At 64.2% G+C, this 13,288-nt stretch carries 3 protein-coding genes (1 of these 3 cut by a window edge); all 3 read left to right on the forward strand.

Translation table 11 applies throughout. The annotated features are described in order from the left end of the window. Tightly spaced (each overlapping or abutting the next), the 3 genes in view from AC57B5_RS29535 to AC57B5_RS29545 form a layout consistent with a single transcriptional unit that may run on beyond the window. A protein-coding gene (locus AC57B5_RS29535; protein WP_496400845.1) for a CARDB domain-containing protein crosses the window boundary here: on the forward strand, nt 1–1,874 show its 3' end. Its footprint begins 15,322 nt before the window's first position; the window shows 1,874 of its 17,196 coding nt (coding positions 15,323–17,196); its start codon lies beyond the left edge, outside the window; it ends in the stop codon at nt 1,872–1,874. Further along, nucleotides 1,874–12,712, forward strand: a complete 10,839-nt coding sequence (locus tag AC57B5_RS29540; protein ID WP_496400846.1) for an RHS repeat-associated core domain-containing protein — start codon at nt 1,874–1,876, stop codon at nt 12,710–12,712. The genes AC57B5_RS29535 and AC57B5_RS29540 overlap by 1 nt, the downstream gene beginning before the upstream one ends. Beyond that, nucleotides 12,700–13,176 carry a hypothetical protein gene (locus tag AC57B5_RS29545; RefSeq protein WP_496400847.1) on the forward strand — a complete coding sequence of 159 codons (477 nt, stop codon included), beginning with the start codon at nt 12,700–12,702 and terminating at the stop codon, nt 13,174–13,176. Before AC57B5_RS29540 ends, AC57B5_RS29545 begins: the two co-directional genes overlap by 13 nt. Nucleotides 13,177–13,288: the final 112 nt, after the last annotated feature.

Consider the following 13,288-nt stretch of genomic DNA (forward strand, 5'->3'; position numbering starts at 1 on the left):
TGTCCGTCACGCACATCCGCCTCGATGGATCGCCCTATGTGTCGGGAACACCGGTTTCCCAGACGGGCTCCCACGTTCTCCAGGTGGATGCCATCGACCTGGCTGGCAACACCGCCAGCCGGACGGTGCGCTTCAGCATCCAGTCCACTGCCGGTGACACCACGGCACCTGTGATCGACATCAGGACACCGCTGGCCGGCGCCTACCTGCGGCGTGCCACCACCGGACTGACCGCTGCCATCGTGGATGCGGAATCCGCTGTGGCAGAGGCGCAGTTCAGCATCGACGGTGGAACTTTCGCGCCCCTGGCAGTCGACGCCAGCCAGAGCAATGCCAACCTGTATGCGGCCTCGCTGGACGCGCTGGCCGATGGCGTGCACAGCGTCGTAGTCCGCGCCCGGGATACACAGGGCAACGAGGCCACCACCGATGCGCGCAGCTTCACCGTGGACAACACGCCTCCCGTGATCACCATCTCCGGTGTCGCCGCAGGGCAGTACGCTGCGGCGGTGACGCCTGTGATCGGCATCACCGATCTGGCACTGCTGGGCAGCTCCATCACCCTCAATGGTTCTGCGTACGCCAGCGGCGCGCCTGTGGCCGCCAATGGCGACTACACCCTGAGTGTCGAGGCCGTGGACAAGGCGGGCAACGGCGCCACGGCCTCGCTGCAGTTCTCCATCCGCCTGCCCGTGGCTGACACCACGCCGCCTGCCGTCTTCATCGATCAGCCGGCCGAGGGTGCGCATGTGCGCCGTGCGGCGATACTGAGCGTTGCGGCCACGGACAGCGGCTCCGGCGTGTCTTCGGTGGAGTACAGGTTGGACGGACAGCCGCAATGGAGCAGCCTGGCCCTGTCGCCCACCACCGGCAAGCACACACTGGACGTGGGCGACCTGCCCGATGGTGCACACGCCGCATCGGTGCGTGCCACCGACAACGCCGGCAACGTTTCGGACGTGCAGGTACGCCGCTTCACCGTGGACAACACGGCGCCCCAGGTCGTTGTCACGGGCGTGGCTGAAGACGGCCGGTATACCGGCTCTGCCAGCGCCGCTATCGCGGTCAGCGACACCCACCTGGCCAACAGCTCCATCATGCTCAATGGGCAGTCCTACGTATCCGGCAGCCCCGTCGGCACGCCCGGCACCTATGTCCTGACCGCTGCAGCGCGCGATATCGCGGGGAATGAAACCGTCGTGACGATCAGGTTCCAGGTGACTGCAGGCAGCGGGGGCGCGCCTGCTGTCACCATCACGGCGCCAGCGGCCAATGCCGTGGTCCGATCCGGAGTGCCTGTGCTGGCCACGGTTGTGCCTGCCGCGAATATCAGCCGCCTGGAGATGGCCCTTGCTGCCGGTGCCTCCTACACCGCCATGGCATCGCGTGGCAGTGGAGCCCATGAGGCAATTCTTGCCCAACTGGCCGATGGCCCTGTCCTGCTGCGCGTGCGTGCTGTCGACAGCCAGGGGGTCAGCCATCCCGACGTGGTCCGCACGGTGACGGTGGACAACACGCCGCCTGCCATCGAGCAACTCAGCGTGGCCGATGGCGGCCGCTATCCCGCCGGCCAGACCATCTCGTTCAAGGTCGTGGACGCGCACCTGGAAAGCGTTGCCAGCACCCTGGACGGGCAGCCGTTCAGCCAGGGCCAGCGCGTGAGCCGTCCGGGCTCCCATGTGCTGCAGATCACCGCTCGCGACCGTGCAGGCAACCAGGCACAGCGGACCGTCGTTTTCACGGTCCTTGGCACCGCAGTGCAGGAGCCTGTTGCAGTGCCTGCCTGGCCCTCGGACCGGGCCATGCTGGTACTGATGTGCCTGGCCATGGCATTCGTTGCCCATCGCGCTCTCGTAAAAACACGAAAAAAATGATGTCTCCAGTCTTCTTCCCCGCCCGTGTCAAGACCTCGGCCTGGCTGCGCCACCTTTGGGCCGCCATGGTGTTGGCCACCTTGCTCGTGGAGAGCGCGCCGGCTCGGGCTGAGCAGCCATCGACTCCTGCGCCCGTGACGCAGGAGGACGTGATCAACGCCATCTCGGCAGGCCGCGATGCCTCGGCCCTGCTGCGCAGCGTGGACAACCGGTCAGGCGGGGGCATTGCCGCGCGCAACACCACGGGCAAGCAACTGGCCCAGGCCTTTGAGGCCATGGCCGAAGCCGTGGCCACCGGGGATGTGGCCCGCATCCGGCAGGCCCATGAGCGCGTTCGTGCGAGTGCCATGCTGGCTCAGGAAGACAGCTTGGATCTCAAGGGCCGGCTTGCCGACCCGTCGCTGCCCGCAGCCTTTGAAGCGCGCCGTGCTTCCGTGCAGGCGCAGATCGACCAACTGCTGCAGAAACTGGCCGCCGCCATGCCAGGGCTGGATGGCGACAGGCAGCAAAAAGCACAGGCCATGGGGGCGCTGCGCGAGGCGCTTCAGGCGACCAGCCACGCCCAAGTCAATGCTCCGGTACTTCGCGCCGCGATGCTGCCCGTACGGCCGCTGGGCCTGGCTGTGCGTGCGCCGGTGAACGCCCCGGCCATCCTGCCCAGCTACGAGGCGGGGCAGGAGGTTTCCGCCACGCCGGAGGACGTAGCCGATGCACCGGAAGCACCGCTGAGCGAGGAAATCCTCGCCAAGGCCAAGGAACTCGACTACGACTATGTCCGCATCTACGAGTACGTGCGCAACGGCATTCGCAGCGAGTGGTACAGCGGCAGCACCAAGGGTGCCCTGGGTACCTTGCGCACGGGCGCGGGCAATGCAGTGGACCAGGCCTCGCTGCTGATCGCCATGCTGCGTGCCGCAGGTGCGCCCGCCCGCTATGTGCAGGGCGTGGCCGAGATCGGCGTGGACGGCATTGCCAGCGCCGCCGGCCTGGGCGATCCCGGCCAGGTGCCTGAAATGCTGGCCAAGGCCGGCATTGCCTACTCGCCCGTTGTGCAGGGTGGGCGCGTTGCGATGGTTCGCATCGAACATACCTGGGTGGCCGTGCAGGTCCCCTACACCAACTATCGCGGCATCGTGCTCGATGCCTCCGGCAAGACCTGGTTGCCGCTGGATGTGTTCCACAAGGCCCTGCAGCCCAAATCCGCCAGCGTGGGCCTGGCAGGTCTGGGCCTGGATCTCCAGGAGCTTGCCAGCCAGTACCGCTCCAAGGTGCAGGCGGTGGACTTCGGCACCTTCATGCGCGAGCGCGTTGATGCGGCACTGCAACTGAAATCCTCCAGCTACGAGGCCGCCGTGGCGCCTGCGCCCATCAGGCTCCAGACGCTGGGCTTGCTGCCCAACACCCTGGCCTTCACGGTAATGGCCACCACGGCGGAATCCTCTGCGTTGCCAAGCGCGGTTCGTTCCACGGCCCGCCTGCGCCTGTTCAATGACGCTGCGGGAGCCGGGGAGGCCGGCCTGGATATCAGCCTGCCCGTACACGACCTGTTCAACCAGCGTGCCACCATCAACTACATCCCGGCAGAGCTGGCCGACCATCGCGCCATTTTGTTGGCAGGCGGCCTGGACCTGGCGCCGGTCTACCTCTATCAGCTGCGCCCGGAACTGCGTCTGGACGGCTACCAGCACAAGGTGGGCCTGACACCCCTGGCGGGCGGCAGCCAGGTCAAGTTCCGCCTGGATATCCAGACACCGGCGAACACGCAGACCGTGGAGCAGAACTTCCTTGTCGGTGCCTATCACGCCATCGGCGTGGGGCAGTCCGGCGTGGCCCGCAGCCCTACACCTTCGGCGCGCGATGGCGAATATGATGCCGCCCGCCTGCTGGATGGCATCGTCCAGCGCTACGAATCGCAGTGGAGCGCCTTCGAGGCCGGCGCCGCTGCGCTGAGCGGCGCCGCCGTCGTGCACCCGGCGCCGTCGGTGACCATTGTCAGCAATGCCCTGAACGCCTACAGCATCAATGGCGTGCCGTACACGCTGGAGTGGAAGGGCGTCACCATGGACGCCGCAGCACACCCCACCGAGGTCATCGCCGCCGATGCGGCCGGTGCGCGCAGGCTGCAGGCCGCCATAGGACTGGCTGGTTCTTCGCTGGAGCACAGCGTGTTCCAGTCGCAGTTCGGCGCCGAGTCCGTGTCCGCGGACAAGCTCATCGCCCTGGCACGGGCCCAGAACGCCACCGTGCTCACGCTCACATCGCCCAATGCGCCTGAACTGGCCACGCTGCCGTTGGCGCAGGCCACCCGGGCCGAACTGCGCTCCTGGCTGCAGTCGGGCTACAGCGTGGAGATTCCCGCGCAGAGCATCGCCCATGCCGCATGGCGCGGCATGGGCTGGATCGTCAGCGACCCTGCCACGGGAGCCAGCGGCTACTTCCTCTCGGGCGGCATTGCCGGCGGGGCCACGGCGCAGAGCCCCTGGACGCTCCAGTTCCTGGCCGATGCCCTGGCAGGCGCCCATACCGATGCGGCCAACAACGACCCGTCTTCGGGTGCCAGCGTCGAGATGCTCAATGCAGGCGCGGATCTGGAAGGCACCGCGGGCCGCGCCCGGGCTGGGCAATCGATGAGCGTGCGCGTGCGCGACCGCGACGGGAGGCCCGTCAAGGGCGCCAGCGTCAGCTTCCTGGCCGTGCGCGGCGGCGGCAGCGTGAGTCCGGCCACCGCCACCACCAATGCACTGGGTGTGGCCTCCACCACCATCACGCTGGGCCAGTCCACGTCGATATCCCCCATCTATGTCCTGCGCAAAAGCACGGACAAGTACGTCACGCAGGCCGGCTTGAACATCTTCGATGCCTCCGTTGCATCGGCTTCGGGCATGCTCAAGCCGCTGTTCCCTCTGCGGGCGCTTGCGCTGCCCGATGTGCCGGCCAAGCTCAACGCCAAACTGTTGTATGAAGCCGATGCCATGCCTGGCATGGCCACCCTGGCCAGCAAGTTCTCCATCGAAGTGCTGGACAAATTTGCCAATCCCGTCGCCAACATGCGCATCACGGGGACGGGACTGGCGGCAACTGCCAGCTGCGATCCGGCTGTCCGGCCTGAGCCCGCTACCGTGGACAGTCCGCAAGACAGCAACACCTATGGCATCGCCTTCCTGTCCGTCACGCCAGGGCCGACCAACGGCACGGTGTCTCCTGTGCAGGTTTCCGCAGGTGAGCTTTCCACCACCGTCCAGGTACGGGTGGATAGATCCTGTACCACGCCACCACAGATATTCCCTTTGGTCAGCGCCTTTGTCGACAAGGACGGCGTTGCCAATGCGGCGACTGGTTTGGGCATGCGCTATGCGGCCCCCTTTCGCCTGACACTTTTGCAGGAGCGGGCCGGCGTGAGCCGCAATGTTTCCGGGCTCTGTGTCTTCGATGGGGCTCGCCGGTTCGAGCCATTTACGAAGGCCTCTGTCCAGCCGCAGGTTTCATCGGGCGGAAGTGCTCTGGACCTGGTCACGGAAGAGCCAGGGGTCTGGCGGACCCACCTGCTGACCGGCCTCGGCCCCGCTCTCAACCAGCTGACTTGGGGCGTGAACGCGAGCTATACCGTCGATCGGGTCATTACCCAGCCGGCCGGTTGCAGAACGGAGCCGATCCCGCAGAGGTTGGCCATCAACCTCACCAGTGAAGGCAGCGCCGTATTCGGCGTGCGCGCCCGCATCAGCTCCATCACCTCGGCCGATACCGACGCCAACACCGACCCCAACCGCTTGTACCTGTCGGATGCAGGTCTGAACGTCTACCCCATCAAGGTGGGCTTCACACTGGAGCCGCAAGCCTACAAGGCGCCCTCCGTCGATGTCCGCCTCTTCGAGAACGGTGAAATCATCGCCTGGCGCCCTTCGAGCAGCAAACAGCAGCAAGGCGATGTACAGATCGAGCGCGGCAACCGCTTCGACATCGTCAAAACCTACCAGGCCGACGCCTACGTCAGCGACGACATCATCTCCGAGAAGATGGAGCTGCCCTTCAGGCAGCGCATCGTCACCAGCTACGACCGCGTGCTGCGCCTGATGCGCGACGTGGATATTGCCAATGACCGCTTCTGCGCCCAGGGCAGTGCGCTCAACTTCATCCTGAGCCAGAACGCCAGGATCACGCTGGAGGCCACCCGCCTCAGCGATGACGACAATCCGGTGCCCACGGGCAGCCCCGTGCGCCTGGTCGATGGCCAGGCATTTGCCATGGGCGCCAACAGCATCACGCTGGCGCCCGATGCCCTGCTTCCTGCCAGGAACGGCTACGCCTTCACCCTCACCGCCGTCAGCGACAAGGACGGATCGGTCGAGCCCAACCAGGGCATGGTCATCTCCAAACTGATGCTCAACGACGCACTGCCGGTGGGCAACATCCTCATTCAGGGCGTCAATGTCAAATCCGGCCGCATCAACCTGTCCGGCATGGGAATGGGCGTGGCCGCACGCGGGCCGCAGCTGGCGCTGCGCCCGTCCTACTCTTCCGGGGGCTCGGGCAGCGTCGGCGTGCTGGGCGTGAACTGGGGGCACAACTTCGATGCCTCCCTGTCCACCACGGCCTGCGGCGACATCCTGGTCAATGCCGGAGACGGCGGCTTCATCCGCTTCCTGCCCCAGGGCAATGGCACGCTCACACCGGCCAAGGGCTACCACGGCACTCTGATCGCCAACAACGGCGACCGCAGCTACGACTTCTATTCCAAGGATGGCACGCGCTACCACTTCGGCTTCATCGGCGGCAAGCGCCAGTGGGCCCTGCAGTCCATCACCGACACCAACGGCAACGCGCTGACCCTCACCTATGACATCGGCGTGGATGCGCCCTTGTTGCAGGTACAGAACGCCTATGGGCAGTCCCTGCAATTCTTCTACCAGACCCGGGCCTTCGTGGGCTCGGGCGCTGCGGTCAACGTCCTGCAAAAAGTGCAGGGCCCCGAGGACATGGGGCTGGCGTTCGAGTACGACGCCGCAGGCAACCTTGTTAAGATCACCCGCACCGACGCGCCGGAGGCCACCGAGAGCTATAGCTACAGCGACCACACCGGCCCGTTGGGCATGTCCAACCTGCTGCTCAGCCACACCAACGCGCTGGGCCAGGCCACGCAGTTCAAATACCACTCCGGTCCCGTCCTGCGCCAATTCGGCAATGGCCAGATCCCTTCGTTCGAATCCACCGTCATCGGCGTCACCGCCGCCGATGGTGCCCACACCGCCTTCGCCTACAACGCCAAGCCGGAGGAACCGGCCACCGATGTCACCGACGCCCGTGGCAAGCTGACCCGCTACGCCTTCAACAAATACGGCAACCCGCTCAGCATTGCCGGCCCAGCGGGCACCACGTCCATGACCTGGGCCGTGAACGACGTGCTCATGCTGAGCAAGACCGATGCCAACGGCGTCGTCACCAGCTACACCTATGACGCCAACGGCAACCAGACCAGCGAGCAGGTGAGCGGTAGCGGCGGCACCCAGGCCGTCTCCACATCGCAGACCTGGCTGGCTCAGACTGCGCCGCCCTTCATCAAGAACAAGCGCCTGAGTTTCACGGACCGCCGTGGACTGACCTCCACAGCCAGCTTCGATGCGCGCGGCAACCTGACCGGCGAGCAAATGCCCGATGGCAGCCGCATCAGCCACAGCGTAGCCGCCAACGGAGACCGCCAAAGCACCACCGATGTGCGCGGCAATGTCACCCACATGCGCTACGACGCACGCGGCATGCGCAACGCCGTCATTGACGCCCTGGGCGGCACCACCGCTGTGCGCCACGACAACCGGGGCCGGCAGATCGCCGTGGTCGATGCCGAAGGTCGCACCAGCGAAATGCAATACAACACCCTGGACCAGCTGACCCATATCACGCTGGCCGCAGGCACGGCCGAAGCAGGCCAGCGCATCCAGACCTGGGATGCGGCGGGCAACAAGCTCAGCGAAACCGACGAAGAAGGCCGCACCACCAGCTACCAGTACGACGCCATGGGCCGCGTGCTGCGCAAGAGCCTGCCCTCGGGCGCCATCGTCACCACCTACGATCTGCTGGGCAACAAAACCAGCGAGACCAATCTGCGTGGAGACAAGACCACCTACGCCTACGACGACGCCAACCGCCTGGTCCTGCGCACCGAGCCTGCAACCCCGCCCAAGACCACCGGCTATGCCTATGACGGCGTGGGCAACATCACCACGGAAACCGACGCGCTCGGCCGGCAGACCACGCATACCTACAACCATCTCAACCAGCGCACGGCAACCAAATTTGCCGACGACACCACCAGCACTGCCGTCCATGACGGCAACGGCAACAAGACCAGCGAGACCGATGCGCTGGGCCGCGTCACCACCTATGTCCATGACGCGCTGAACCGGCTGCTCAGCCAGACCATCGCGGGCCGCAGCAAGCGCAGCATGGTCTATGACGCAAGCGGCAACCTCCTCAGCCGCACGGATGCCAACGGCAACACCAGTGCCTTCGCCTACGATGCCCTCAACCGTGTGGTGGCGGAGACCGATGCCCTGGGCCGTGTCACCCACACCGACTACGACAAGGTGGGCAACAAGCTGCAGGTCACCAACCCGCTGCGCCAGACACAGAAATGGCAGTACAACGCGCGCAACTGGATCGTGGCGCAGCAGGACGGCGAAGGCCACCAGACCCGGTACGGCCACGACAAGGTCGGCAACCGCGTGACGGAAACCTGGCCCAACGGCAACATCGTCAACTTCGAGTACGACGCGCTCAACCGGCTCATCCGCAGCGAGGACTCCATCGGCCTGCTCGGTACCACGGCCTATGACGCCGACGGCCACATCACCAGCCAGAGCGATGCGCGCGGCAACGCCACCACCTTCACCTGGGATGCCATCGGCCGGCAGCTCAGCCGCAGCCAGCCTACAGCTGCGGGCAATGCCGTCACCTCCACCGTTTACGACGCAGCCGGCAACATCGTCAGCGTGACTGCGCCCGGCGGCAACGTCATCACCACGAAATACGACAACCGCAACCGCCCCATCGAGGTCCGTGACAACCTGGGCATCGCCAGCGCCACCACCTATGACGCGGTCGGAAACCCCCTGACCCAGACCGACGGACGGGGCAGGGTGCTGACCCACCAGTACAACGACTTCAACCTGCGCACGGCTACCAGCGACGGGCTGGGCCAGGTCGGCACGGTCGAATATGACCTGCACGGCAACAAGACCGGCGAAACCGACGCCAACGGCCACGCCACCAGCTACCAGTACGACGCGCTCCACCGCGTCATCGCCACCACCCGCGCCGGCATCCAGCTGCAAAAGACCGAATACGACGAAGCCGGTCGCATCCAGTTTGAAACCGATGCGCGTGGCAACAAGGTCGGCTACGAATACGACAAGCGCGGCCTGCTCGTCAAAACCAACCGCAGCCTGGGCGCCATCGACCTGTTGCAGCGCGACAGCATGGGCGACGTCACCCTGGCCACCGACTCCGAAGGCCGTACCACAACCACCGGCTACGACAAGCGCCGCCGCGCCATCAGCGTGGCAGACGGCCTGGGCAACACCACCCACAGCATGTTCGACCTGGCAGGCAACCTCACCGAGGCCAAGGCACCCAACGGTGCCACCGTCAGCTACGCCTACGACCCGGCCAACCGCCTGGCCACCATCACCCAGGCCCTGGACAACGGCCAGGCACAGGCCACCATCACCTACGACACCAGCGGCAACCTGCTTGAACAACGCGACCTCAACGGCCAAAGCACCCGCCATGCCTACGATGCCCGAAACCGCCGCATCCGCACCACCCTGCCAGCCACCCAGGCCGGCGAAGCCGTACAGACCAATGGCTACGACAACGCAGACGGCCTGACCGAACACACCGACGCCAACGGCAACCGTTTCCTCCACACCCTGGACATCCGCGGGCGGCGCACTCAGACCGTCACCACGGCCAGCCAGGGCAACGGCCCGGGTAGCGTGCTGCAGACCACCTTCGGCTATGACGCCAACGGCAACCTGACCAGCACCGCCCAGACCGACAGCCAGGGCACGCGTACCGAAACCACCACCTACGACGCCTTCAACCGGCCCGTCAAGGCCACTGACGCCTGGGGCAACAGCCTCACGCACAGCTACGACCCCCAGGGCAACCGCATCGGCACCACGGCCGCCACCGCATCCGCCCCGGGCGGCAGCGTCACCACCATCGAATACGACGCCCTGAACCGCCGCACCAGCCAGAGCGGGGCAGGCGGCACCACCCGCATCAGCTACGACAAATCCGGCCGTGTCATCCAGTTGCTGCACCCCGATGGCAGCAGCACCAGCACCCGCTACGACAAGGCAGGCCGCGTGGCTGGCGAAACCAGCAGCACCCAGGCCACGGCAGGCGCAGGCAACACCCTGCTGGACGTTGCCTACACCTACGACGTCAACGGCAACCGCATCGGCAGCAGCAGAACGGAATCCCTGTCTGCCGCCAACCGCAGCGCGGCCCTCAGCGCCCATCTGCCCGGTGGCAGCAACAGCGCCAGCCACAACCGCACCCGCGTGGAAAGTTGGACCTACGACGCCCAGGACCGCCTGACCAGCCACACCACGCCCGAGCGCCGCACCACTTGGCAGCTGGATGCGGGAGGCCGGCGCATCCAGCAGAACGTGGTCGCCACCGTCGGTGCCACGGGTCCGCCTGTCGGCAGCCCCAACGGACTGGAAACGGGTGCCTCGGCACCCGAAGGCACGCTGGACTACCACTACAACGGCCGTGACCAGCTCGTGCAGATCAGCGGCGCGGCCAGCGCCAGCTACACCTACGACGCCAACGGCAACCGCCTCACGCAGGCGCAGACAAAGGGTGCCGTCACCTCCACCAACAGCTACCACTGGAACGCCCAGGACCAGCTCGTCCGCGTGGACCAGGACCAAGGCAGCGGCGCACAGACCCTGGCCCAGTACCGCTACAACGCAGGCAACCTGCGCGCAGAAAAATTCCTCAGCAACGCGGGCCTGAACAAGGCCACGCAAGGCAGTGCGGCCACCTACAGCCCACTGGCCTACGAACGCATCCAGTGGGATGGCCTGCACGCCCGGCGCAGCTTCGAGATCAGCGGCGCCGACAGCCGGCAGACCCTGCATAGCGACACCGACGCAGCCGTGCTGGCCGGCAACACCGCCCCCTGGCTGTTCAACCGCACGCAATACGCCAACGGCCTGGGCAGCACCAGTAGTACCACGCAGCTGCATGCCGACAGCAACGGCAACCTGGTGGCCACTGTTGCCAGCGAAGGCGGCATGGCCAAGGCAGACAGCCTGCTGCTGTATAGCGCCTACGGCAGCGTGGACAGCGAAGCCGGCGGCAACGCGGGTACTGGAATCCGCAGCAACGGCCACAGCTTCGGCAGCTACTACGCAGACCCCGAGACGGGCCTGCTGTACGCCAGGGCACGCTACTACGACCCGGCCAGCGGCCAGTTCATCAGCCGTGACCCGGTGGAGGGTGAGGCGAGGCTGCCGATTACCTGGGGTGCTTACCAGTACGGCAGGTACAACCCGTATCGGTATGTTGATCCGAATGGGGAGCAGTCGACCTCCACCCTGATCGACAACGCTGCAGAAGGATGTGGCCGCTTCACCTGCGCCCTCTACGCCCTGGGCAAAGGCCTATACGTGGCCTCCACGCTGGGCTTTGCCAGCGTGCACGACCCCATGCGAGATGCCTACGACGAAGGCAAGATCAGCCAAGGCCAGTATTGGGGTGCAGGCGTGGGCGGCGGCCTGGCCGTAGCGGGACTGAACGTGGCTACTGGAGCTGCTGGAGGTGCCTTGGTGGGCGCAGCCAGCAGCACCGCAGGACGTGTAGCAGTGGCTGCCGTTGTAGGAGCCAGCAGCGGCGCGGCAGGCGATGCCGCCACGCAGGCGGCGCACATGGGTGGTGGCATCCAGAGCGGCTATGACCTGCAGCAAACGGCCACGTCAGCGGGCGTGGGTGGTGCGTTGGGGGCCGGATCGGTACCTCTGGCAAATGCCATCAAAAGCAGCCTGGATCGGAGGACAGTAGCAAGAGCACTGGCAAAGGAGCTCCAAACCACAGAGCCTGTGCTGGCGGCGAAGACGCCGACCATAGAAGCGGCAAGAGTCCGGCCAGAGGTGAGCGACACAACGCCGACACTGGTAGCCGAAGGGCCCAGGCTTCGGGCGGCTGGGGAATGGAAGTCGGTGAGCAAGACTGCTCAGGCTGTGAGGAATGATGCTCGGACACACAGCTCAGCAAGCGAAGTGCCCTCAAACACAGAGGTTCCAACAGTCAGCCTTTTTGGCTTTCGAGGTGCAGGCTCTACTAGAGATTTGATGGCTCTAGATGCGCCTCATCCTTATGTTGTAACCGGGCATGTTGGTTATTCATTTGATGGAGGAAAAACCATTTATGGATTTGGGCCAAAAATGCCTGATGGCATCTCTGCTTTTGAAGCGGTGCAGTCGCTAAGAAATGGTGCAAGTTATCCCGGAGTTATCACGGATGACACGGCTATTTTCCGATCAATTGCTAACAGCAGCGCTGCTAGCCGAGGTGGTGTTCCTCAGGCGGTAATAGAACATAGGATTTCTATGTCTCATGAGCAATTTGATATGATAAAATTAGCGCATAATGCAATCGGAATAAATAGTCCGATGAATAATGCTATGTATGGTTTCCCCGGGAAAAATTCATGCACATTCAATTGTGCGACATTTCCAATGAGTATTGGTATACCTATACCAGAGGCGACGGGTAATATGAGAAACTACATGCCATTATTGGAGAAATTGGGTATGCCATGGAAGCCATAATGAAAAATCAGGATTTTTTGGTAAGTAAGGTAAAAAAGCATGATGTCATAGTGGCTCGTGTTATCAGTTCCCCAGAGCCTCAAGTATTGAAGGCGATAGTGGTGGAGATATTATCGACGCAGAAAGGAATTGATTTATCTGCTTTAGGAAGGGAAATTGATTTTGTCTGCTCTCCTGGGACGTGGGGGGATGCCCAATTGTCTATTGGGGATGAGGCTATTATATTCATCTCTCTGATTTCAAATAGGCTATATGAGGATGCTTGGCGTGGCCACATGTTAATTGAGGATATTGAAGGGGAAAAATATGCTATATATCCACATCGAGAACTCTGGCTTAACGAGGAGATTCCCTCTTTAATTAGAGAAAACTCAAAACAGGATCCAAAGCGACCTTTTGCAACAGCCATACATTTCGTTGCTATGGAAAAATATTTGAAGGAATTAATTGAAATTCATGGCTAGGATGCACTGATATTCAGTGAACGAGATGCGGCGATACCGCAGTCACTGCCTGTGCCCCGGGTGGCAGCAGCACCACCGTCCAGTACGACGCCCTCAATCGCCGCACCAGCCA

This window comes from Delftia sp. BGA-UO-ETr-SB1, assembly GCF_059567865.1.

Excerpts from the sequence above, each read along its gene's own strand:
- AC57B5_RS29545 (WP_496400847.1), top strand. The coding sequence starts at position 12,700 with ATGGAAGCCATAATGAAAAATCAGGATTTTTTGGTAAGTAAGGTAAAA.
- AC57B5_RS29540 (WP_496400846.1), top strand. The coding sequence starts at position 1,874 with ATGTCTCCAGTCTTCTTCCCCGCCCGTGTCAAGACCTCGGCCTGGCTG.